The 22690-nt window shown below is 73.8% G+C and carries 20 protein-coding genes; 10 read left to right on the top strand and 10 right to left on the bottom strand.

What is annotated here, in order from left to right; all coding sequences use genetic code 11:
- Positions 1 to 92: 92 nt before the first annotated feature.
- The 3 genes from LH044_RS09765 (at position 93) to LH044_RS09755 (ending at position 3148) form a co-directional block, all read left to right on the top strand.
- On the top strand, positions 93 to 770 hold the full coding sequence (locus LH044_RS09765; RefSeq protein ID WP_227759840.1) for an alpha-ketoglutarate-dependent dioxygenase AlkB: 678 nt from the start codon (positions 93 to 95) through the stop codon (positions 768 to 770).
- A 16-nt stretch (positions 771 to 786) separates the two neighbouring features.
- Positions 787 to 1602, top strand: a complete 816-nt coding sequence (locus LH044_RS09760) for a DUF3097 family protein (RefSeq protein WP_227759839.1) — start codon at positions 787 to 789, stop codon at positions 1600 to 1602.
- 127 nt (positions 1603 to 1729) lie between these two features.
- Positions 1730 to 3148 carry an HNH endonuclease signature motif containing protein gene (locus LH044_RS09755; RefSeq protein ID WP_227759838.1) on the top strand — a complete coding sequence of 473 codons (1419 nt, stop codon included), beginning with the start codon at positions 1730 to 1732 and terminating at the stop codon, positions 3146 to 3148.
- 111 nt (positions 3149 to 3259) lie between these two features.
- Here the strand turns inward: LH044_RS09755 and LH044_RS09750 are convergent, their stop codons facing one another.
- Genes LH044_RS09750 through LH044_RS09740 form a run of 3 tightly spaced genes read right to left on the bottom strand, consistent with a single transcriptional unit; the run spans position 3260 to position 5424 of the window.
- Positions 3260 to 3733, bottom strand: a complete 474-nt coding sequence (locus LH044_RS09750) for a PPOX class F420-dependent oxidoreductase (RefSeq protein WP_227759837.1) — start codon at positions 3731 to 3733, stop codon at positions 3260 to 3262.
- Positions 3734 to 3790: 57 nt separating this feature from the next.
- Positions 3791 to 5086, bottom strand: a complete 1296-nt coding sequence (locus LH044_RS09745; protein WP_227759836.1) for an RNA polymerase sigma factor — start codon at positions 5084 to 5086, stop codon at positions 3791 to 3793.
- Complete coding sequence (locus tag LH044_RS09740; protein ID WP_227759835.1) at positions 5083 to 5424, bottom strand: YciI family protein; 342 nt, start codon at positions 5422 to 5424, stop codon at positions 5083 to 5085. The genes LH044_RS09745 and LH044_RS09740 overlap by 4 nt, the downstream gene beginning before the upstream one ends.
- Before the next feature lie 165 nt (positions 5425 to 5589).
- Here LH044_RS09740 and LH044_RS09735 point away from each other — a divergent pair, with 165 nt between their 5' ends.
- Together LH044_RS09735 and LH044_RS09730 are read left to right on the top strand one after the other, a co-directional pair.
- Complete coding sequence (locus LH044_RS09735; RefSeq protein WP_227759834.1) at positions 5590 to 6942, top strand: hypothetical protein; 1353 nt, start codon at positions 5590 to 5592, stop codon at positions 6940 to 6942.
- Positions 6943 to 7048: 106 nt separating this feature from the next.
- Positions 7049 to 7636 (top strand): TetR family transcriptional regulator, encoded by a 588-nt coding sequence (locus LH044_RS09730; RefSeq protein WP_227759833.1) that lies wholly within the window; start codon positions 7049 to 7051, stop codon positions 7634 to 7636.
- Between the two features lie 24 nt (positions 7637 to 7660).
- On the opposite strand, the gene LH044_RS09725 is transcribed toward LH044_RS09730, so the two are convergent.
- Positions 7661 to 8968 (bottom strand): hypothetical protein, encoded by a 1308-nt coding sequence (locus tag LH044_RS09725; protein ID WP_227759832.1) that lies wholly within the window; start codon positions 8966 to 8968, stop codon positions 7661 to 7663.
- 79 nt (positions 8969 to 9047) lie between these two features.
- Positions 9048 to 9914, bottom strand: a complete 867-nt coding sequence (locus tag LH044_RS09720; RefSeq protein WP_227759831.1) for an amidohydrolase family protein — start codon at positions 9912 to 9914, stop codon at positions 9048 to 9050.
- A 42-nt stretch (positions 9915 to 9956) separates the two neighbouring features.
- On the opposite strand from LH044_RS09720, the gene LH044_RS09715 reads away from it, so the two are divergent.
- Positions 9957 to 10763: a hypothetical protein gene (locus tag LH044_RS09715; protein WP_227759830.1), complete on the top strand. Its 807-nt coding sequence runs from the start codon at positions 9957 to 9959 to the stop codon at positions 10761 to 10763.
- Between the two features lies 1 nt (position 10764).
- Here the strand turns inward: LH044_RS09715 and LH044_RS09710 are convergent, their stop codons facing one another.
- Complete coding sequence (locus LH044_RS09710) at positions 10765 to 12282, bottom strand: CotH kinase family protein (protein WP_227759829.1); 1518 nt, start codon at positions 12280 to 12282, stop codon at positions 10765 to 10767.
- 96 nt (positions 12283 to 12378) lie between these two features.
- On the opposite strand from LH044_RS09710, the gene LH044_RS09705 reads away from it, so the two are divergent.
- The gene (locus LH044_RS09705; protein ID WP_227759828.1) at positions 12379 to 14028 is read left to right on the top strand and encodes an acyl-CoA synthetase; all 1650 of its coding nucleotides are present in this window, start codon (positions 12379 to 12381) and stop codon (positions 14026 to 14028) included.
- Between the two features lie 56 nt (positions 14029 to 14084).
- Entirely contained in the window at positions 14085 to 16055 is a 1971-nt protein-coding gene (locus LH044_RS09700; protein ID WP_227759827.1) for an ABC-F family ATP-binding cassette domain-containing protein, read from the top strand.
- 52 nt (positions 16056 to 16107) lie between these two features.
- Here LH044_RS09700 and LH044_RS21905 read toward each other — a convergent pair whose 3' ends face one another.
- Complete coding sequence (locus LH044_RS21905) at positions 16108 to 16551, bottom strand: Lrp/AsnC family transcriptional regulator (RefSeq protein WP_304512052.1); 444 nt, start codon at positions 16549 to 16551, stop codon at positions 16108 to 16110.
- A 67-nt stretch (positions 16552 to 16618) separates the two neighbouring features.
- Here LH044_RS21905 and LH044_RS09685 point away from each other — a divergent pair, with 67 nt between their 5' ends.
- Both LH044_RS09685 and LH044_RS09680 read left to right on the top strand, forming a co-directional pair.
- Positions 16619 to 17293, top strand: coding sequence for a LysE family transporter (locus LH044_RS09685; protein WP_227759826.1), 675 nt, complete (start codon positions 16619 to 16621; stop codon positions 17291 to 17293).
- An 11-nt stretch (positions 17294 to 17304) separates the two neighbouring features.
- Entirely contained in the window at positions 17305 to 17874 is a 570-nt protein-coding gene (locus LH044_RS09680; protein WP_227759825.1) for an NUDIX domain-containing protein, read from the top strand.
- 5 nt (positions 17875 to 17879) lie between these two features.
- On the opposite strand, the gene LH044_RS09675 is transcribed toward LH044_RS09680, so the two are convergent.
- Genes LH044_RS09675 through LH044_RS09665 form a run of 3 tightly spaced genes read right to left on the bottom strand, consistent with a single transcriptional unit; the run spans position 17880 to position 22598 of the window.
- Positions 17880 to 19442, bottom strand: a complete 1563-nt coding sequence (locus LH044_RS09675; RefSeq protein WP_227759824.1) for a sulfatase — start codon at positions 19440 to 19442, stop codon at positions 17880 to 17882.
- Between the two features lie 5 nt (positions 19443 to 19447).
- Positions 19448 to 21073, bottom strand: coding sequence for an acyl-CoA synthetase (locus tag LH044_RS09670; RefSeq protein ID WP_227759823.1), 1626 nt, complete (start codon positions 21071 to 21073; stop codon positions 19448 to 19450).
- Between the two features lie 25 nt (positions 21074 to 21098).
- A complete protein-coding gene (locus LH044_RS09665) occupies positions 21099 to 22598 on the bottom strand; it encodes a WS/DGAT/MGAT family O-acyltransferase (RefSeq protein WP_227759822.1) in 1500 nt (499 codons plus the stop codon).
- Positions 22599 to 22690: the final 92 nt, after the last annotated feature.

Here is a 22690-nt window from a genome sequence, read left to right as displayed (position 1 = left end):
CCTCGACACCGGCGCCCTGACACCGGCCCCCGACGGACAGGGTCGGCGAACCGAGATCCACCCCACGGCCGTCGAACGTCTGTTCGACGGCCGTGGTATCTTCACGGACGTGCAGGCGTTTCCAGGCCTCGCTGCTCGACCAGGTCCCGACCGGCACCGACGGCGCCGCGCCCGGTGCGACCGGGGTGCGGGTCGGTGAGCTGGGCGACCGCGTGCAGCGGACGGAGCTCGGATCGGGCGCCTGGATCGACCTCCGGCCGGACTGGATCCAGGGCTCCGACGAGCTCTTCCTCCGCCTGGCCGACGACGTCCCGTGGCAGGCCGAGCGCCGCCGCATGTACGACCGCGTCCTCGACGTGCCGCGCCTCGTCCGCTTCTACCGCACGGGCGAGGCCCTCCCCGACGCGGTGCTGGTGGAGGCGCGCGAAGCCCTGAGCCGGCATTACGCCGGCGAGCTCGGCGAGCCGTTCACGAGCGCCGGCATGTGCCTCTACCGAGACGGCGACGACAGCGTCGCGTGGCACGGCGATCGCCTCGGCCGGGGCTCGACGACCGACACGATGGTCGCGATCGTGTCGTTCGGGTCGCCCCGGCGGCTCAGCCTCCGACCCCGAGGCGGCGGGCGGCAGCGGGGCTACACGGTCGGCCACGGCGACCTGCTGGTCATGGGCGGCAGCTGCCAGCGGACGTGGGAGCACGCGGTGCTCAAGACTGCCCGGCCGGTCGGGCCGCGCATCAGCGTCCAGTTCCGTCCCGCCGGCGTCGGCTGACGGTACGGTCGCCGCCGTGCAGCGCGACATCCTGGACGAGGCCGAGTCCTCCGGGCGCGGCCTCGCCGACGCCTACCCCCGCGTCGGGGCGACGGTCGGGCTCCAGGTCCTCCACCGGCCGACCGGCCTCCGCGGCAAGGTCAACAAGTTCACCGGCGAGATCGTCGAGCTCCGCGACCCCGGCGGGCGCGAGCACCGCTTCCGCAACCGGCCGGGCGCCTTCGCCGTCGACGGCGAGACCGTGACCCTCGTCCGGCCCGCCGCCCCGACCGGCGCCGCCGCCGGGCTGCGCCGGACCGCCGCCGGCGCGCTCGTCGCCGACCACGCCCCGGCCAAGGTCGCGAAGGCGTCGCGGATCTGGGTCGAGGGCAGCCACGACGCGCGCCTGCTCGAACGGGTGTGGGGCGACGACCTGCGCGAGCTCGGCATCGTGGTCGAGCCGATGGGCGGCATCGACGACCTGGTCGAGCGGGTGCGCGAGTTCGAGCCCGGGCCGCAGCGCCGGCTGGCCGTGCTCGTCGACCACCTCGTGCCCGGGTCGAAGGAGACGCGGATCGCCGAGCAGGTGGAGGGGCCGCACGTGCTGGTCGTCGGCCACCGCTACGTCGACGTCTGGGAGTGCGTGCGGCCGGTGTCGCTCGGGATCGCTGCGTGGCCCCAGGTGCCGCGCGGGGAGGACTGGAAGGCCGGCGTGTGCCGGCGGCTCGGCTGGGGCGATCCGCAGGACGGTTGGCGGCGCGTGCTGTCGGCGGTCGACTCGTTCGCCGACCTCGAGCCCGACCTCGTCGGGTCGGTCGAGCGGGCGCTCGACGCGCTCGCCGACGCCGACTGAAGCCATCGCGCTCGGCCGGACCCGCGTGCCGGGACGCCGTGGGCACGGAGCGAGCGAGCGGGTGGGAGTGAGGGGTTCTCGAGGTGCCGTGAAAGGGGCTGTCACACCCCGTCGTTACGTTGTCGGCATGGGTTCCACTGGGGAAGGGAACGCCGGGCCCGGTGACGCCGGCCCGGTCGACGATCACGACGACATCGGCCGCGGGGATGCCGCACGGGTGCGGTTCGGGGACCCGGTGTTCGTGGTGCCGGCGCAGGCTGCGGCGGTGGTGGCGGCGTTGCGGGCCGTGGTCGACATCGACCTGAGGGCGCTCGACGACGCGGCGGTGCTGGGGTTGTTCGACGGGTTGGAAGTGGTGGATCGGTTGTTCCACGCAGCGCGGTTCCGGATGCTGGCCGAGTTGGACGCCCGCCGGTTGTGCGATCGGCGTCTGGGGCACGTGACCGCGAACGAGGCGGGGTGGCGGCACGGCGCGAACCCCAAGCGGGTGAAGGCCGACCTGGCGACGTCGACCACGTTGCGGGACCACCAGCCGAAGGTGGCCGCTGCGCTGGCTCGGGGTGAGGTGTCCGTGGATCGGGTGCGGGAGGTGTGCCGGCACGTCAACGACCGGAACCGTCACGCGCTCGAGGGTGCCCAGGACGCGCTGATCGACCTGTGCCGCCGGCAGTGCACGTTCGTGCAGTTCGCCCGCGACGCGGAGCAGGTCGCCCGGTTGGCCGACCAGGACGGGGCCGAACCGCCCATGCCTCGGAACCACGCCCGCCTGGAGCAGTCCGCCGACCGCGTCACCGCCACCCTCGACCTCTACGGGTCCGAGGCGATGGCGTTCGCAGCGCGCGTCGAAGCGGAGGCCGACCGGCTGTGGCGCATGCACGTGGCCGAGGACGACGGCTCGGTCGACCTGCCCGTCCCTCCCCGTTCGGAGCTCCTGGCCCAGGCGGTGATGAACCTGGTCCAGCACGGCGCCGCGCACCGCGGCAGCGGCCGCCTCACCCCGACCGCCGAGGTCGCCATCGTCGTCGACGCCGACCTCGACACCGTCGCCGACCTCTTCGCCGACGGCACCCTCCTCCCCGGCAAGGGCGCACCGGTGGACTGGTCGGCCCGGGCGACCGATGTGACCGGGGCGCCGTTGCGGTACGCCTCCCACGAGTGGGAGCTGCTCACCTGCGACCCCGACATCACCTGGGTCATCAGAGGCGCCGGCGGGCACCCCATCGCCTGCCGGTCAGGCGAACGTCACGCGAGCCGCGAGCAGCGCCGGAACCTCGAGCGCCGTGACGGCCGCTGCACCTTCCCGGGATGCGACACGAGGACGAACTGGTGCGACGCCCACCACGTCATCCACCACGCCGAGGGCGGCCCGACCGACATCTGCAACCTCGCCCTGCTCTGTCGCCGCCACCACGGCGTGATCCACCGCCGGGGATGGTCGATGAAGGCCAACACCGCACCCGGCGTCGGCGAGGGGTTCTTCACCATCACGACCCCCACCGGGACCGTGCTCCACACCCAACACGCACGACCACCCGCGCCCGCCTGACGCGCGGGACCCCCGGGACGACACCCCGATCGCACACGACCGGCACTCGACTCGTGCCGGCGCACCGCCGCGCCCGGCACGTCCCTCGGACAGCGACAGGGCTCGGGACGGTCAGTCGGCGACGTCGACCATCGCGACCGTGTGGAGGATGCGCACGCGGACGAGCAGCTCACCGGGCACGCCGTTGCGGTCGCCGTACTCCTCGGCCCGATCGGCGCCCATGTAGCGGCCGCCGATGCGACCGGCCCAGAGCCGGACCTGGTCCAGGTCGTCGACGAGGGTGGCCTCGCCGTCGATCGCCACGAACGCGTACGGCGCCCGGTCGTCCTGGACCACCAGACTCAGGCGCGGGTCCGCCGCCAGGTTGCGGCCCTTGACCGTCCGCTCGCCGGTGTTGAAGACGATCTCGCCGATGCCGTCCCCGGCACCGCGGCCGCCGACCTCACCGCCGCCGTCGAGGTCGTACCAGATCGGCGCGGCGTGAGGTCGACCATCCGGTCGCCGGGTCGCCAGCACGGCCGGTCGCGCCGGTTCTGCGAGGAGGAGCGCTCGGATCTGCTCGTCGGTCATCGGGTTGTAGCCCATGGCGAAAGGATGGCGCGCCGTCGGGCGACGGGAGTCGCCGGTCGCGCACGAGGCCGATCACGGCTGACCCGCCACCTCCCGGAGCCGCCGCTGCAGGAACCGCTGCTCAGGAGCCGTCGGGGCCAGCGCGAGCGCCCGCTCGTAGGCCGCCGCGGCCTCGTCGAACCGGTCCAGGCGCCGGAGGAGGTCGGCCCGGGTGGCGTGCAGCAGGTAGTAGCCGTCGAGCCGTCCGTCGCCGGCGAGGTCCTCGACGGCGGCGAGCCCGACCGCCGGCCCGTCCGCCATCGACCGGGCGACGGCACGGTTCAGGTCCACGACCGGCGACGGCGCGACACGGGCCAGCGCCCCGTACAGCGCCGAGATCTGCACCCAGTCGGTCGCCTCCGCGGTCACGGCGGTGGCGTGGCACGCGGCGATGGCGGCCTGGAGCTGGTACGGGCCGCCCCGTCCGAGCGCCATGGAACGATCGAGGATGCGCACGCCGTCATCGATCCGGTCGTGGTCCCAGCGCGTGCGGTCCTGGTCCTCGAGGGTCACCAGCTCGCCGGCATCGTCGAAGCGGGCGGCACGCCGGGCGTCGTGGAGCACGAGCAGCGCCTGCACGGCCAGCACCTCGGGATCCTCGGGCAGCAGCTCCGCGAGCAGGCCGGCCAGGCGGATCGCCTCGTCGCACAGCTCGCCGCGCACCTGCTGCTCGCCGGCCGACGCGCTGTACCCCTCGTTGAAGACGCCGTGGACGACGCCGATCACCGCCGCGACGCGGGTGTCGAGCTCCTCGGCCGGGGGCACGCGGAACGGGATCCCCGCGGCCCGGATCTTGGACTTGGCGCGGACCAGCCGCTTGGCCATGGTCTCGGTGGGGACCATGAACGCCCGGGCGATCTCGGCCGTCGTGAGCCCGGCGACCTCCCTCAGCGTGAGCGCGACCTGGGCGTCGACGGCGAGCGCGGGGTGGCAGCACGTCACGACGAGGCTCAGCCGGTCATCGGCCAGCGGTCCCTCGGATCCGCTCACGCCGGCTCCGGCCTCGACGCCGTCGGCCCCGGCCCGTGCGGCTTCGGTCCCGAGGCGCTCGATCTTCGAGCGCCCGACCGCGGCGCGGCGGATGCGGTCGATCGCCCGGTGCCGCGCCGTCGTGCGGAGCCAGGCGGTCGGGTTGGTCGGCACGCCGTCGCGCTCCCAACGGGTGACGGCGGCGGCGAAGGCCTCCTGCACGCACTCCTCGGCGAGGTCCCAGTCACCGGTGAACGAGATGAGGTGGGCGACGAGGAGCGCCCAGTCCCGGCGGAACGCCGCCGAGACCGAGCCCTCCACGTCACCGCTGGCGCCCCGGTCATCGGGCGCCCCGCTCACCACTCGACGACGGGTCGGACCTCGACGGTCCCGTACGCGGCCGCCGGGATGCGGGCGGCGATGGCGGTCGCCTCGTCGAGGTCCGCGCACTCGACCTCGTAGAACCCGGCGATCTGCTCCTTGGTCTCGGCGAACGGGCCGTCGGCGATGACGACCTCGCCGCCCTGCACCCGCACGGTGGTGGCGGTCGAGACCGGGTGCAGCTGCTCGCCGGCCACCATCTTCCCGCTCTGCACCAGGTCCTGGGTCAGCTCGAGGAAGCCGTTCGTGCGGCGCTCCTGCTCCTCGGGCGCCACCACCTCGTCCTCGTCGAGCGTGATCAGCAGCATGTACTTCATCTGGGTCCTCCCGGATCGTCCACCGTCGGTGGTCGCCGCCCCTCGTGGTCGGCACGGAGGAGACGAACGGCGCAGGCCCCGATGGACAGGTTCGGACGAGATCCTGCCCCGGACGCCGCCGCCCCGGCGGCTCGGGCCGTCGTCGGCCCGTGCCAGCATGGCGCCATGGCCTCCGAGGTGCCCGACGGCGTGAGCGCCCCCACCGGTCCCGAGGACGGTCCGCGCACGGTCGAGGACCTCCTCGCCGCACGCCTCCGGCAGCTCGGCGTACGCCGCACCTACGGGCTGGCCGTCCGGGGCCTCGACCACGTGCCAGTGGAGGATCCCGACGTCGCCGTCCTCCTGGCCGACGCCGATGGGCGGCTCGGGCACGACGACGGCTCCGGTCGCCTGGGCGCGGCGACGCTGGCCGGCCCGATCCTGCACCTCAGCTCGGCGCCCGGCGGGACGGCCCCCCTCCAGACGGTCGGCTCCGTCGAGGAGCTCGTCGAGGCGCTCGCAGATCCGCCCGGGCTCGCGGTCCCCGGCACCAGCGCGCTACACCTCGACCTCGACCTGAACGAGCCGATCGACGACGTCCCGCTCCCCGAGACCGGTGCCGAGCGGGTGCCGGTCCTGCTGCTCGATCCGTCACTCGCCGGCCTGCGCATCCTGGTGCTGGCCGGCCCCGGGGTGGTGCGCACCTACTCGCACACCGGCCTGCGCAACCTCACCCGCGCTGCGGGCGCGCCGGTCCTGTCGACCTTCGGGGCGATCGGCCTCGAGCGCTGGGACAGCCCGTTCCACGCCGGCGTCGGCGGCCTCCAGGCCGACGACCTCGCACTGGGCGGGCTCGACGACGCCGACCTCGTGATCACGACCGGGCTCGACCCGGCCGAGGTGCCGCCGGCCCGGGTCGCCGACCTCGTCGTGCAGGATGTGCCGCCGCGACAGCTCGGCGTCCTGCTGAAGGACTGGCCGCCCCAGGGCCCCGAGCCGACCGGGCGGCCGTCGGTCCGCGCCGCGCTGGCCCCGTTCCTGCGCCCGCTCTGGGAGGCCGAGGGCGCGCCGCTCACCGCCGCCCGCGCCGCCCTGCACCTCTCGGGCGCGCTGCCCGACCGCGGCGTGGTCGCCGCCGACCCCGGACCGGCCGGGTTCTGGGTCGCCCGGGCGACGCCGTCGTCGTTCCCGGGTGCGGTATGCGTGCCCGCGACCGCAGAGCCCGGCTTCGCCGCCGCGGCCGCGCTCGTCGCCGCGCTCGACGGGCGGCCGTGCCTGGCCGTGACCGATCCCGTCGGGGCGGCGGCCGAGGCCACCGGGGCGGTGCTCGACCTCGCCGCGGTGCTCGGCCACCGCGTCGCCGTCCAGGTCTGGGGCGGCGAGGGCGACCTGGCCGACGCCGCCGCCCACGTCGCGCTCCTCGAGTCGCTCCTCGACGGCCGCGGACCGGCCGGGGCGGTCCCCGTCCCGGTCGAGCTCGAGGTGCCCGAGGCGCTCCTCGATGTGGCCGGCCCGGTCGTGGCCTGGCCGGCCGAGTAGGCCACCCGACGCCGGGTCCCGGCCAGCGGGAGCGAAAACGAGAACATGTTCCAGAAATCTGGGAACATGGTCGCTGCGTCCACCCCAGCCGCGAGAGGGAGCAGCAGTGGTCACAGCGAACGCGACGCTCACCGAGTCGCAGCAGGCTCGACGCACGCGCATGCTGCAGGCGACCGAGGAGCTCGCGCTGCAGGGCGGGTGGGACGGCGTCCAGATGCGCGAGGTCGCCATGCGGGCCGGGGTGGCCCTCGGCACGCTGTACCGCTACTTCCCGTCCAAGGAGCACCTGCTGGTCTCGGTCATGCTCGACGAGGTCCAGCAGCTCGCCGACCGGCTGGCCATCCGGCCGCCCGAGGGCGACGACCCCGTCGAGCGCGTGATCGACGTGCTGCGCCGGGCCAACCGAGCGCTGAACCGCCAGCCCGACGTCACCGTCGCCATGATCCGGGCGCTGGTCGCCGGCAACCCCGACGTGGCGCCCGTGGTGGCCGGGGTCCGCAAGGTGATGCGCCGGATCATCTCCGACGCGCTCGGGGCCACGACCTCCGAGGATGCCGAGGACGGTGACGTGCTCGCCATCGACCTGCTCTCCGACGTGTGGCTCGCCGCGCTCGTGAGCTGGATCTCCGGCGTGCAGGAGCCCGCCCAGGTCATCGCCAAGCTCGAGGACGCCACCGAGGTCCTCCTGGGTTGAGCCCGCCCCGGGCCGCTCGACGGCTCAGGGTCGGCGGGTCCACTCCTCGTCGGAGCCCTCGACGCCCACCGACGCCGGACCGATCGTCGCGTCGAACCCGGCCGTCGACGGCTCGGCCCGGATCGTGGACGCCTCGACGGCCACCGCGCCGGGATCCCAGCGCACGCCGGCGAGCGACTCGACGGCGTCGTCGACGTCACCGCGGCCCAGCGCCTCGAGGGCCCGCCGCCCCGAGTCGACCGCGTCCGACGCCACCTCGGGGTCGACCGCGAGGCGCAGGACCTGCTGCTCGCCATCGGACCCGCCGGCGGTGATCGCCGTGATGACGAGCGGCCGGCCGTCGCGGCCCTGGACGGGCACCTCGATGCGCAACGAACCCGTCGCGCCGCCGAGCCCGCCGTCGCCGTCCGCTGGCAGGAGCGATCCGATGCCTGCGGCCACCGAGCCGTCGGCCTCGAGCACGAGCCAGCTGTCCCGGCCCTCCTGCGCGACGCCGACGGCCAGCCGGCCGCTCACCTCGCCCGAGGCGGAGCGGGACGTCGACGGGCCGCCGGCGCCGAGGGCGGCCCACCCCGCCGCCCCGAGCTCGACCGCGAGCAGGTCCTCCGTGCGCCGGGGCGCCGCGAGCGAGGGCGGCGCGACGTGCCCGCCCGTGAGCGCGCCGATGGCACGGGCCACCTGTCCGCTGGCGCGGCCGATCGGACCGCCGGTCCCGTCGACGGAGTCCTGCAGCGCGAGGGCGGCGAGGAGCGGCGCGACCTCGTCGGCCCGCACCGTCCAGCTCCGCCGGATCGTGCTCTCGACCGCGGCGCCGGCGGTGCCGGTCGTCCCGGCCGAGGCCCCGTGGCCCCCGGCCTCGCCCCGGACGCCGGATCCGGCGGTGGCACCGATCCCGGCCCCCAGGGTGTCCTCGTAGGTGACCTGCCGCAGCGCCCCGAGGTCGTCGATGCGCAGGGCGCCCTCGATCGACGCCGACCACGGCCCGAACGAGCCCTCGATCGCGCCGCGCACGACGCGGCCGCTCTGCGCGAGCCCGGGCAGGCGCGTCGCAGCCGTGGGCGCGCCGGTCGAGGTGGTGGCCCGGCGCTGCTCGGCCGCGTGCCGGGCCACCTGGCCGGCCAGGTCGCGGCAGCGCTCCGCCTGGTCGTGGAGGCGCCGCCGGTGCGCCGTGCTCCAGGTCCGGCGGAAGCGATCGCCGTCCGGGCCGTCCCACGGCGTGCGGCCGAGGGCGGCGTCGACGCGGACCGCCACGCGGGCCAGCTCGTCGCCGGCCCCGACCAGCGCCCGGGCCACGTCGTCGAGCGCCTCCGGGTCCGCGCCGATCGCCGTCACGGGCTCGACGGTACGGACGCCTCTGATCCGCGTCACCGGGGACCGGTCCCCGTTGACGGCGGGGGTGATCGCGTCGCGCTCAGCCCAGGCCGAGCACCCGCACGGCGTTCTCCCGAAGGAACTTCGGCCAGACCTCGTCCTTGAACGGCACGTTCGGCAGCTCCGACATGATCCGCTCGTAGGTCAGGCCCGCGGGGAAGTAGCCGGCGTAGATGATCTTGTCGGCACCACGGGTGTTGGCGTAGTCGATGATCGCCTTCGGGTAGTGCTTCGGGGCGAACGCCGAGGTGGAGTAGTGCAGGTTCGGCCACTTGAGCATGAGCTTCACGGCCAGGGCCTCCCAGGGCTCGGCGCCGTGGCGCATCACGATCGTGAGCTCGGGGAAGAACCAGCAGACCTCGTCGAGGTACTCGACCTTCTGCGGCTCGAGCGGCACCCGCGGGCCGGGCACCCCTGCGGTGATGAAGATCGGCAGACCGAGCTCCACGCACGTCGCGTAGACGGGGTAGTAGGGGGCGGCGTTGATCGCCGTGCGGCACCCCGCCGGGAAGGTGGTGACCGCCACCAGCCCGAACTCCTCGTGGTAGCGCTTGATCCGGCGGATCTCCTCCATGCCGTTGCGGGGGTCGACGTCGAGGCAGGGCAGGAACCGGTCGGGGAACGAGCGGGCGGCGCGGGCCGGGTCCTCGCGGGTCGGGTTGCCGACGTTGATCATCGCCTTGGCGACGCCGAAGCGGTCCATGTTGTAGAGCGTCACCGCGACCGGGTCGGCGTCGGCGTCGATCTCGGCCGGGATGTCCTTGAACATGTACTGGGCCGGCATCTTGAACGTGCCGCTCTCCTCGTCGCGGAGGTCCGCGGAGAGGAACTTGTAGATCTCCCGCCGGTCGTGGCTCGGGAGACCGATCATGGTGTCGATGATCTCGATGTCGGTCGGCATGCCCATGGACCCGAAACCTAGACCGTCGAACTGGAACAGGTTCTACTGATGCCCCGACCCTCGCTGCAGCGCTTCTGGGACCTCCTCGGGTCGGGCCGCGCCCTGCCCGGGCCACGCACCACCGGCGATCCGCCGTCGGCCAACGGCGCCTCGTCGCTCCACCTGCGGTGGGAGCTGCCGCCCCGTGCGGCCCCGCTCCGGCAGGTCGCCGTCACCCTCGAGGTCGTGGCCCCGCCCGAGGTCGACCGGCTCTACTTCTGGGCCCTGCAGGCCGACTTCGCCGACCCGAGCGGCCGCCCGGCGGGCGGCGCCCACCTCGGCCTGCAGTGGCACCCGCAGCACCCGGGCTCGACCGCGGTGAACTGGGGCGGCTACGACGCGACCGGGCGCGAGCTCGACGGCTCGGGGTCCGACCTTCCCTCCGCGCTGCGGAACGTGAACACGCGCGACATGGCGTGGTCGCCCGGACGGCCGTACCGGCTGGTGATCGCACGCCACGACGACGGTGCCGGGACGGTGTGGCGCGGCAGCGTCACCGGCCCCGACGGCGCCGTCACGGTGGTGCGCGACCTGTACCCGGCGGCGGACCGGATCGTCGGCGTGGTCATGTGGTCGGAGGTGTTCGCCCGCTGCGACCACCCGTCGGTCGGCGTGCGGTGGTCCGACCCCTCGGCGGTCACCCTCGAGGGCGACCCGGTCGCGCCGGGCCGGTTGTCCGTCAACTACCAGTCGCACGCGCAGGGCGGGTGCGCGAACACCGACTCCCGCGTCGACGGCGCCGGGGTGGTGCAGTGGACGAACGCGCCGCGGACGACGCCCCAGGGCGCGGTGCTGGCCGTGCCCGACCCGCGCTGACTCAGCCGTACTGGGCGTCGAGCCAGTCGATGCGCTGCTCGAGCCACGACCGCAGGAACGCCGGGCTGTCCGCGGTCGGCGAGGTGGAGTCGCCCCAGCGGGCCCGGTCCGACGCCGTCGCCGGCGCGAGGGCCGCGCCGGTCGCGCTGATCCCGGCCGCGACCTGGCGGAACGCCGGCTCCATCTGGGCCCAGCGTGCCTCGACCTCGGCGACGAGCGTCGGGTCCTCGAACAGGCGGGCCGACCACGGGTTGGCGATCCTCGCCTTCCACCCCTGCGTCCCCTGCTCCACCGAGGTCGGCGAGCCGGACGACAGGTCGAAGTCCCACAGCGGGCCCATCTCGAGGAGGCCGCCGCGGTCCTTGGTCATGAAGGTGCTGGAGAACCAGGCCTCCTGGTTCCGCATGACCTCCTCGACCAGGTACCAGTCGACGAGCGACGGGGTGTCGAGCACGGCCCGGTAGCCCGTGGTCCGGTCCGCGAAGCCGGGCGAGTACAGGCGCTGCTCCAGGTCGGCGACCAGGCTCCGCACGTGGTCCAGCTGCTCGGGGGCGGCGGGGTCGGGGTCCTTGACGACGATCGGCACGCCGGCGGCGCTGCGGAAGCCGGGCTCCTGGTTCTGCTCGAGCCGCTGGTCGACCTCGAGGAGGTAGCCGCCGGTGAGCGCCTCGCCCGAGACGTCCGCCTCGTCCATCTCGGTGATGCCGACGCGCTGGGCCGACACCTCGACCTGCTCGGTCAGCAGGTACACGCCGCGGTAGTCGCCGTTGACGACGACCTCGACGAAGCGGTCGCGGGGCGTCCACGCCAGCCCGGTGCTGCGGCCGAGCTCGAACGCCGTGTGGGTGCGGAGGTTCGAGCGGTCGAACCAGTTGGCGAGCAGGACCCAGTCCTTCTCGGTCGGCATGCCGAGCAGCGAGGCCTTCGTCTGGAGCTTGACCTTGTACGGCTTCTTGTCGGGCAGCGCCGTCGAGTTGCCGCGCACCCGCACCTCGGCGGCGCCGGTCACGGCCGGGAAGCCGGTGGTGCCCGGATCGAGCGACAGCGTCCCGGCGACGTAGTCCTCGGTCGACAGGACGGGGGCCCGGCCGGCGGTCTCGATGCGGACGACCGGCAGCGTGGTGCGCACGAAGGTGGCGGTGGTGATGTCGGACCACGCAGCGGTCGTGCCGTCCCCGGCCACGGCGATCACCTTGAGCTGGTAGGTGTCGCCGTCGTCGACGTCGGTGAACGTGGCGCTCGTGGCCGTGCCGGCCTGCTGGCTGACCCACCCGGTCGGGTGGTCGGGTCCGAGGCTCCGCACCTGCACGGTGGCGGTGGTGCCGGCGGGGATCTCGCCGCTCCAGGCCAGCTCGAAGCCCGTGGCCACCAGGGTCGTGCGGAGCGTGATCGTGCCCGGTCCGACGGAGGGGCTCGTGGTGCAGGACGCGGCCAGGAGGGCCAGCACCAGCGTCGTCACGACGGCGGCGATCCGGCCGCGCGCCGGCCCGCCCGTCCACCGTCCCGTCGTCGTGCCCATCGCCCCAGCTCCCGCTCGCCCGCGCTCCGCAGGCGAGGGTAAACGGCCTCACCCGGCCCCGGCAACGCGACGGTCCGTCCGGTACGGTCCCGGCCCATGACGGGGGCAGAGCCGCAGGTGGCGGCAGCGAGCACGTACAACCTGGCCGACCAGTGGGAGGCCGTCGCCGATCGGGTGGGGGACCGGGAGGCGGTCGTGGCCGGCGACCGGCGCCTGACCTACGCCCAGCTCGAGGAGCGGGCCAACCGCCTCGCCCACCACCTGGCGTCGGTCGGCGTGGGTCCCGGCGACTTCGTCGGGTGCTACCTGACCAACGGCACCGAGTACCTCGAGACGATGCTCGCGGCGTTCAAGCTGCGCGCCGTCCCGGTCAACATCAACTACCGGTACGTGGCCGACGAGCTCCGCTACCTGTTCGCCGACGCCGGGCTCGTGGCGGTGGTGTGCGAGCAGCGCTTCGCCGCCAACGTCGCCGAGGTCGCGGCCGACGTCCCGACGCTCCGCCACACGCTCGTCGTCGCCGAGCCGGGCACCACCGCCTCGCTCGACGGCGTCCCGGGTGGCGTCGACTACGAGGCCGCGCTCGCCGCGTCCGCGCCCGAGCGACCGGAGGTCGACGGGCGCGGCGACGACGACATCTACGTCATCTACACCGGGGGCACGACCGGCATGCCCAAGGGCGTCGTGTGGCGGATGGGCGACGCGTTCTTCGGATGCATCGGCGGCGGCGACCCGATGCGCATGACCGGTCCCGTGTCGTCGCCCGAGGAGACCGTCGAGCGGATCATCGACTTCGACTTCACGTTCTACGCGTTGGCCCCGATGATGCACGCCGCGGCGCAGTGGGTCTCGATCATGTGGCTGCTGTGCGGGGCGAAGGTCGTGCTGCACCAGGGCCGCTTCGACCCCGCGGTCGTGTGGCGCACGGTCGCGGCCGAGAAGGTGAGCGCCATGACCGTCGTCGGCGACGCCATGGCCCGCCCGCTCTGCGACGAGTGGGACGCCAACGGCCCGTTCGACGCCAGCTCGTTGTTCTCCTTCTCCAACGGCGGGGCGCCGATCAGCGCGACGGCCCGCCACCGGGTGCAGGAGATGCTGCCGAACGTCGTGTTCACCGACGGGTTCGGCTCGTCCGAGACCGGCATCCAGGGCAGCCAGCGCCTGCAGCCCGGCGAGGAGGCCGGCAACGTCACGCGGTACGACAACGTCGCCGACGGCACCAAGGTCCTCGACCTCGACGGCAACGAGCTCGTCCCCGGCACCGACGAGATCGGCCGCGTGGCCCACACCGGCTGGATCCCGCTCCGCTACCACAACGCCCCCGAGAAGACGGCCGAGGCCTTCGTCGAGATCGACGGCCGTCGCTACGTGGTCTCCGGCGACATGGCGCGGGTGGAGGCGGACGGCTCGGTCGTGCTGCTCGGTCGCGGCTCGGTCAGCATCAACACCGGCGGCGAGAAGGTCTTCCCCGAGGAGGTCGAGGGCGTGCTCAAGGGCCACCCCGACGTCTACGACGCCGTGGTGGTCGGGGTCCCCCACGAGCGGTGGGGCGAGCAGGTCGTGGCCGTCGTCCAGCCGGTCGGCGGCCGCACGCCGACGCTCGATGACATCGAGGCCTACGCCCGGGACCACCTGGCGGGCTACAAGCTGCCCCGCGAGCTGGTGCTCGTCGACACCGTCGTGCGGTCGCCCGCCGGCAAGGCCGACTACCGCTGGGCCAAGCAGGTCGCCGCCGCTCCGGCGTGATCGCAGCGGCGCGCTGAACCGGTCGGTCCGGGGCGCGCCTAGGTTGGGCGACCGTCATGATCACGGTCTCCGGACTCTCGAAGGCCCACGGCGGCCGCACGCTCTTCAGCGACGTCTCGTTCCGGCTCGTCCCCGGCCGACGAGTCGCGCTCGTCGGGGGCAACGGCGTGGGCAAGACGACGATCCTCGAGATCGTGGTCGGCCTGCAGCGCGCCGACAGCGGCGAGGTCCACATCGCCAGGGGCAGCCGCATCGGCTACCTCCCGCAGGAGCTGACCGAGCAGGTGAGGGGCACGGTCATCGAGGAGGTGCTGCGGGGCGCCGCCCACATCACCGACCTCGAGGCGCAGATGGCCCGGCTGGCGGCCGACGTGGCCGGCACGGGTCCGGGCGGGGCCGACGAGGACGCCGACGCCCACGAGCACGCGCTGGCCGCGTACGGCGAGGTCCAGCACCGGTTCGAGACCCTCGGCGGCTACGGCGTCGAGGCCGAGGCCCGGCGCGTGCTCGGCGGCCTCGGCTTCAGCTCGGCCGACGGCGACCGTCCCGTCGAGGAGCTCTCCGGCGGGTGGCGCATGCGGGTGGCCCTCGCCCGCCTCATGCTGAGCGCGCCCGACCTGCTCGTGCTCGACGAGCCGACGAACCACCTCGACGTCGAGTCGGTCGCGTGGCTGGAGCAGTACCTGCAGGACTGGCCGGGCGCCATCCTGTTCGTGTCCCACGACCGCGACTTCCTGGACGCGGTGGCCGAGCGGGTGATCGAGGTCGCGCAGGGTCGGGCGACGGAGTACGTCGGCGGGTTCGCCGAGTTCGTCGTCCAGCGCGAGGAGCGCCACCAGGCCGCCATCGCGGCGGCCGACGCGCAGCAGCGCCAGATCGCCCACGTCGAGCGCTTCGTCGAGCGGTTCCGGTACAAGGCGACGAAGGCCCGCCAGGTGCAGTCGCGCCTCAAGACGCTCGAGAAGCTGGAGCGCCTCGAGGCGCCCACCGTCGAGCAGGTGCAGGCCCGCTTCTCCTTCCCCAAGCCGCAGCGGTCGTCGCGCGTGGTCGTCGAGGCCGAGGACGCGACCGTCGGCTTCGACGGGGTGGCCGTGCTGGAGCACGTCGACCTCGTGCTCGAGCGCGGCCAGAAGCTCGCGCTGATCGGGCCGAACGGGGCCGGCAAGACGACGCTGCTCCGGCTCCTGCTCGGACGCCTGCCGGCCATGGCCGGCCACGTCCAGCTCGGGGCGAACGTCGACGTCGCGGAGTTCGCCCAGCACCAGGTGGAGTCGCTCGACTTCGACCGGACCGTGCTGGAGGAGCTGCGCCGCGCCGTCGGCGACGAGCACGGCCGGAACCTCCGCAGCGTGCTCGCGGCGTTCGGCTTCAAGGGCGACGCCGTGGACCGCAAGGTCGCCGACCTCTCGGGCGGGGAGCGCACGCGGCTGGCGCTGGCCCGGATCATGGTCGAGCCGGTGAATCTGCTCGTCCTCGACGAGCCGACGAACCACCTCGACCTGCCGTCGTGCGACGTGCTCGAGGACGCGCTCGTCGCGTACCCGGGCGCCGTCCTGCTGGTCACCCACGACCGCTACATGATCCGGTCGGTGGCCGACGCCCTGCTCGAGGTCCGCGACGGCACGGTCGTCTTCCACCCGGCGGTGGACGAGGACGTCCTCGCGCCCCGCGGCGTGACGGCGGCCGCGGGTCGTGCGGCGCCCGAGGCGGCGCCGACCCCGACGCCGTCGGGCGCCGGCCGCCGCGTCAGCAAGGCCGAGCAGCGGCGCGCCACGGCGGGGGAGCGGCGGGCCAAGGAGCAGTCCACGAAGGCGCTCCGCACCCGCGTGCGCTCGCTCGAACGGCAGGCCCAGGCGGCCGAGCAGGAGGCCGGCGAGCTGGCGGCGCAGCTCGGCGATCCCGACATCTACGACGACCACGCGCTGGTGCGGGACCTGGCCGACCGCCACGAGGCGGCCGCGGCGCGCGCCCACCGGCTGCTGGCGGAGTGGATGGAGGCCCAGGAGGAGCTCGACCTGACGTCGTGAGGGCGGCGCGCCGCGCTCGACGTCACCGGCCCGGCGTCACTCGAGCTCGACGTCACTCAAGCTCGACGTCGCGCAGGACGATGCGCGTCGAGCTCTCGCTCACGCCGGCCTCCATCTTCCACGTCGTCAGCAGCCGGTCGAGCGTGGCCACGTCGGGGCAGGCGAGCTGCAGCACGTAGTCGTGGGCGCCGGTCACGTGCATCGCCGCCTGCACCTCCGGCGTGCGGGCCAGCTCCTCCTCGAACGCCTCGTGGTCCGTGATCGCGCCGAGCTGCAGCTCGGTGATCGCACGGAGGCCGATGCCGAGGACCGACAGGTCGACGTCCGCGTGGTAGCCGCGGATCACGCCCTCCCGCTCCAGCCGGCGCACGCGGTCGGCGGTCGCCGTGGGGCCGAGGCCGACCCGCTCGCCGAGCTCCCGCCAGCTCGCCCGCCCGTCCCGCCGCAGCGCGTCGAGGATCGCCCGGTCGATGGCGTCGATCACCGTGGGTTCCACGCCGTAGCACGCTATCTGACACCGAAGAACCCCGGAAACCCGTCGTCGACCCCGGCATGCTCGGTAGGTGCCCGTGATCCCCGTGCTGTCGTCGCTGCTCTCGCCGAGCGTCGTCGCCCTCGCGCACGACGTCGGAGCGGGCCTCACCACCGGCGTGCCCCTGATGGCGGTCGTCGGACCGATCTCGCTCATGCTGGTCGACGTCGGCGTGCAGCGGGGCCTCCGCTCCGGCACGCCCGCCGCGGTCGGCGTGGCGTTGGGCGACCTGGTCTGCGCGCTGGTCGTCACGCTCTTCGGCACCGCCCTGGCCACCGCGCTGGGATCGGTGGCCACCTGGTTCCGGCTGGTCGCCGCGCTGCTCCTCGTCGGCCTGGCCGTCCACGTGGTCGGCGAGGCGGTGCGGAGCCGTCGTCCCGTACCCGAGCCGGCGCCCGTGCCCGGCCCCGGGGTCGTGGACCACTCGTCGACACCCGCCCGCCGCCTCGTCGGCGGCTTCATGGGGCTGACGCTCGCCAACCCGCTGTCGCTGCTGGTCTACGCAGGGCTGGTGGTGGGCGGCGGCGCCGGGGCGGGCACGATCGGCTGGGTCCTCGGCATGGCCGGGGCGTCGCTGCTGGTGCACGGCGGCTACGTCGGCCTCGGCCACCTGGTCGGCTCGACGATGCCGCCCGCCGCGCTCCGGGCCCTCCGCCTGGTCGCCGCCGCGATGCTGCTGGGCTTCGCCGCGCACCTGCTGCTGTAGCGTCGCCCGACGTGCGCTGGCAGGTCCACGGGGAACGCCGGATCTACACCTCGGAGTGGGTCACGCTGGCGCTCGCCGACGTCGAGGTCCCCGCCGTCGGGTCGCAGCCGGCCCACCGCTTCGAGCACCACGTCGTGCGGTCCGACCGGCCGGCGTCGGGCACCGTCGTCCTCGACGAGGTCGACGGCACCCCGAGCGTGCTGCTCCTGTGGCGCCACCGGTTCATCACCGACACGTGGGGCTGGGAGATCCCGGCCGGCGGTGTGGACGAGGGCGAGTCCTCGCTCGAGGCGGCGGGTCGCGAGGTGCTCGAGGAGACAGGCTGGGCGGTCGGCGGCGAGGCCGGCACGGTCGAGCACCTCGTCGACTACTTCCCGGCCAACGGCATGGCCGACAAGCGCTTCGACCTCTTCCTCGCCCGCGGCGCGGACCACGTCGGCGACCCGACCGACCCGGCCGAGTCCGAGCGCATCGAGTGGGTCCCGGTGTCGCGACTGCGCGGCGAGGTGGCGGCGGGGCGCGTCGGCGACGGCATGTCGCTGACGGCGCTCCTGTGGTGCCTCGCCTTCGGGCTCCTCTGACCGGATCAGGACAGGCCGAGCCGCTCGAGCTGCACCGCGGGCGCCTCGAGCTCGACGAGGGCGTGGCGCAGCAGCTCGGCCACCCCGTCCTCGGCGGGGCCGCCGGCCAGGTCGCGGGTCTCGCCGGGGTCCTCCGCGACGTCGTACAGCAGTGTGCGCTCGGAGTGGTGCTCGGGGTCGGCCCAGAACGGGACGGGGTCGCCGGGGCCGAACGGCTGGTGGATGACAGGGACGTCGGAGCCGGGCATGAACTCGAGCGTCGCCCTGCGGTCGGGTCGGGGCAGGCGCAGCTCGGGGAAGGCGTGGACCGGCATCGTCGACCACCGGTTGGACCACATCGACAGCGGCCGGTTGCCGGGTTCGGGGGCGCGCAGGTAGCGCAGCCGCCCGTCGGTCACCGTGACGCCCCGGCCCCACACGCCGGTGACGGCCCAGTCCCGGACGGCGTCGACGGCGGCGGCGTCGGCCGCTCCCAGCAGCAGCGGGACGAGCGAACGGCCGTGGGTCCGGTGCCGTGGCGCCACGCCGAAGACGTCGCAGAGCGTCGCGTGCAGGTCGACGGTCGTGGTCAGGGCGTCGACGGTCCCCGCCGGCCGTCCGGGCCAGGCGACCATCAGCGGGATGTGGCCGAGCGTCGAGCGCACCGGGGCGTTGGGCTTCCCGAAGAGGTCGTGCTCGCCCAGGTAGTGCCCGTGGTCCGTGCAGACGATGATGGCCGTGTCGTCCCAGCGGTCCTGGCGGTCGAGCTCGTCGAGCAGGCGGCCGAGCTGGTGGTCGATGAAGCTGAGCTTGGCGCCGTAGTTGGCGCGGATCTGGCGGGCGGTGCGCTCGTCGATCCAGCCGTCGGCGACCGCCCGCACCGCGTACGGCGGCCAGATCACCTTCGGGCCCTCCCAGTCCGGGTCGTAGCGCGACATCCACGGCTCGGGGACGTCGAACGGCTCGTGCGGGTCGAACTCGTCGACGAAGAGGAGGAACCGCTCGGCTGCGCCGGACTCCTCGGCGAGCCAGCGGGTCGCCTCGGCCATCGTCCGCGCGCCGGGGAAGTCGTCCTCGGAGCGGAACCACGTCCGGTTCTCGTCGTAGGCGTGGTGGATCCAGCCCTCGCGCGCCGGCAGCGCCGGGGCGCCGACCCACGACGGGTCCGGGGCCGTGCGCCACGGGTCGCCCTCGTGGCCGCGCACGTAGGACCAGCCGCCGAAGTCGGTGTGGTAGTTCTCGCCGCCCGTCTCGAACAGGTGCGGGTGGTCCGAGACGAGCATCGTGGTGACGCCGCCCCGTCGCAGGTCGTAGGTGACCGCGTCCTCCCAGAGCTCGACCGAGCCCCACGGCCGCCAGAGGAAGTCGAGCGCGCCGCAGAGGATGTCGTGGCGGGCGGGCATGCAGGGGAGCGAGCCCGTCTGGTGGTTGTCGAAGCGCAGCGCCCGGGCCGCGACGCGGTCGAGGTTGGGCGTGTCGAACTCCTCGGAGCCGTAGGCGCCGAGCAGGTGGCGGTTCAGGCTGTCGAGGAGCACGACCACGACGTGGCGCGGCATCCCCTCCGCGGGGGTCGTCGACGCGCCGGCCACGGTCGTCAGTCGACGAGCGCCTCGCCCGACTCCGCGGTCTTCTTGGCCCACGGGTAGTCGGGCTTGCCGGACGGCGATCGCACGATCTCCTCGACCACGTGCAGCTCGCGCGGGACCTTGTAGCCGGCCACGAGCGTGCGGGCGTGCTCCGACAGCTCCTGCAGCTGGACCTCGTGGCCGTCGCGGACGTGGACGATGGCGGCGACGCGCTGGCCCCACCGCTCGTCGGGCACGCCGACGACGAGGCAGTCGTAGACGGCGGGGTGCGACTTCAGCGCGGCCTCGACCTCCTCGGGGTAGATCTTCTCGCCGCCGGAGTTGATGGACACCGAGCCCCGGCCGAGCATCACGAGCCGGCCGTCCTCGGTCCAGCGGGCGAAGTCGCCGCCCATCGAGTAGCGGTTGCCGTCGCTCGCCGTCACGAACACCTCGGCGGTCTTCGCGGGGTCGTTGAAGTAGCCGAGGGGGATGTTGCCGGTGCGGCCGAGCCGGCCGACGCGGGTGTCGCCCTGCGGGATGACCTGCAGGTCCTCGTCGAGCACCGCGACGTCGCGCCCCGCGTTGACCGTGGGACCGCCGCCGTCGACCCGGGCGCCCTTGGCCGCGTAGGTGACGCCGTTGAACCCGCCCTCGGTCGAGCCGATCGAGTCGGTGATGATCAGGTTCGGGAAGCGGTCGAGGAACCGGTCCTTGACCGACTGCGAGAAGAGCGCGGCGCTCGACGACACCGACACGAGGCTCGAGGCGGCCCAGCGCTCGGGCTCGTCCTCGAGCGCCTCGATGAGCGGCCGGGCGACGGCGTCGCCGGTGATGATCACCGAGTTGATGCCGTGCTCGTCGACCAGGTCCCAGACGGTGTCGGCCCCGAACTTGCCGACCAGCACGATCGTCGAGCCGATGAACCACTGGCTGAGCGTGGCGATCTGGGCGGCGCCGTGCATGAGCGGCGGGATGACGCCGAAGATGAGCGGCGTCTCGGTGGCGGCGGCGAGCTCGGCCTTGGTGTGCTCGCTCGCCACGCGCTCGTTGGTCAGCGCGTCGATGCCCTGGCCGAGGGCGAAGTAGATGTCCTCGTGGCGCCACATCACGCCCTTGGGCATGCCGGTCGTGCCGCCCGTGTAGATGATGTAGATGTCGTCGTTCGACCGCTCGCCGAAGTCCCGCTCGGGTGAGCCCTGGGCGCAGGCCTCGTCGAACGAGATCGACCCGAGGTCGCTCGTGTCGGCGCCGGAGCCGTCCTCGATGTGGACGAGCGTGCGCAGCTTCGGCGACTCGTCCCGGACGGCGGCCAGGCGAGGCGCGTACTCCTGGTCGAACACGCAGGCGACGAGCTCGGCGTTGCCGATCAGGTAGGCGAGCTCCGCCTCGACGTAGCGGTAGTTGACGTTGATCGGGACCGCCCGGACCTTCAGGCACCCGAGCATCGCCGTCACCCACGGCTCGGAGTTGATGGCGTAGATGCCGACGTGGTCGCCGGGGCCGATGCCCTGCGACGCCAGGTAGTGGCCGAACCGGTTGGCCCGGGCGTCCAGCTCGGCGAAGGTCAGCGTGGTCCCGTCCGCGATCAGCGCGGTGCGGTCGGGGACGGCGTCGGCGGTGTGCTCGAAGAGGTCAGCGATGTTGTAGGCCACGGCGGAAAACTAGAACAGGTTGCACCTACGCGGTCGAGCCGGCCTTCCCGGCGCCCTTGCGGCCGGCCGCGACCGAGGCGTGGCGCCGGGTCGAGGTCACGGGCGCGGGGGCCTTCGCGATCGTCGGATCGATCGTGCCGGCTGCGTGCTTGATCTCCTCGAACGCGGTGTCGACCGCGTCGGCGAGGTCCCAGATGTCGGGCACGAGGTCGGTGCAGGCCATGAAGCCGATGTCGACGCTCTCCCGGTACGACATCACGGTGATGTTGAGCCCGGCGCCGTCCATGATCGGGCCCATCGGGTAGGCGGCGACCATCTCGGCGCCCGACATGTAGAGGGGGAACGGCGGGCCCGGCACGTTCGAGATCACCAGGTTGTGGATCGGCCGGTGCGAGTTGGCCAGGTTCATCGAGCTGTACAGCCGGGCCGCCAGACCGAAGGTCCGGGGCGCGGCCCACTCGGCCCAGTCGGTCAGCGTGAGCGCCCCGATCGCGTTGTGGTCCTCCTTGGCGCCGACGGTCGACGTCGCGATCGTCTGGATCCGCTCGAGCGGGTCGTCGACGTCGGTCGCGAGCGACGTGAACATGGCGGAGACCTTGTTGCCCTGCACGTGGCGCTGGTCGTCGGTCCGCACGGAGACCGGGCACACGGCGATGAGCGGCTCCTCGGGCAGCGCGTCCAGGCCCTCGAGGTACGTGCGCAGCGTCCCCGCGCAGATCGCCAGCACGACGTCGTTCAGCTTGACCGACAGCGCGTCCTTCACGGCCTTCAGCTCGTCGAGCGGGACGCGGGCGAAGGCCACGGAGCGGTCGGGGGTGATCGAGGCGTTGAACGGCGTGCGCGGGGCGGTGAGGGGCACCGCGCCGTGCTTGCGCTGCGGGTTGCGGATGCCGCCGACCAGGTTGTTGACGGATCGGACCGTCCGCCCCACCAGGCCGAACGCGTCGCCGTACAGCCGCAGCTTCGACATCGCCGCGTGCGACAGCAGCTCGAGGTCGGTCGGCACGTGCTCCGGCGGGACCGGCTCGGCCTCGACCTCCCGGCCCTCGGAGCTCAGGTCGAAGAGCTCCGTCATGATCTCCGCCCCGGCGGCGCCGTCGACGGCGGAGTGGTGGACCTTGACCACGAAGCCGAAGCGGTCGTGCTTCAGGCCCTCGATCACCCAGGCGTCCCACAGGGGGCGGCTGCGGTCGAGCGGGACGGACGCGATCTGCCCGGCGAGCTGGGCGAGCTCGCGCCGCCCGCCCGGCCCAGGGCACTTGATGCGGTGGACGTGGTTGTCCAGGTCGAAGTCGGGGTCCTCGATCCAGACCGGGTGGTGGAACTGGAAGGGCACCTCCACGAGCCGCCGGCGGAACGGCGGCACGAGGGGGAGCCGCTCGGCGATCGTGGAGCGGATCCGGTCGAACCGGTAGCCGCCGTCCATCGTGCTCGCGTCGTAGATGGCCGTCATCGCCACGTGCATGTGGCCGGCCGGCGTCTCCAGGTACAGGAACGTGGCGTCCATCCCCGAGAGTCGTTCCACCTGGTCCCTCCTCCTCCGGGTCGGCCGCGCCCAGGTCAGCGACGACCGACGCCGCCCATCCTCGCAGCCCGGCGTGCCTCGCGCTCGCCGGA

Source organism: Dermatobacter hominis (genome assembly GCF_020715685.1).
GTDB classification, from domain to species: domain Bacteria; phylum Actinomycetota; class Acidimicrobiia; order Acidimicrobiales; family Microtrichaceae; genus Dermatobacter; species Dermatobacter hominis.
This window is presented reverse-complemented; position numbering and strand designations above follow the sequence as displayed.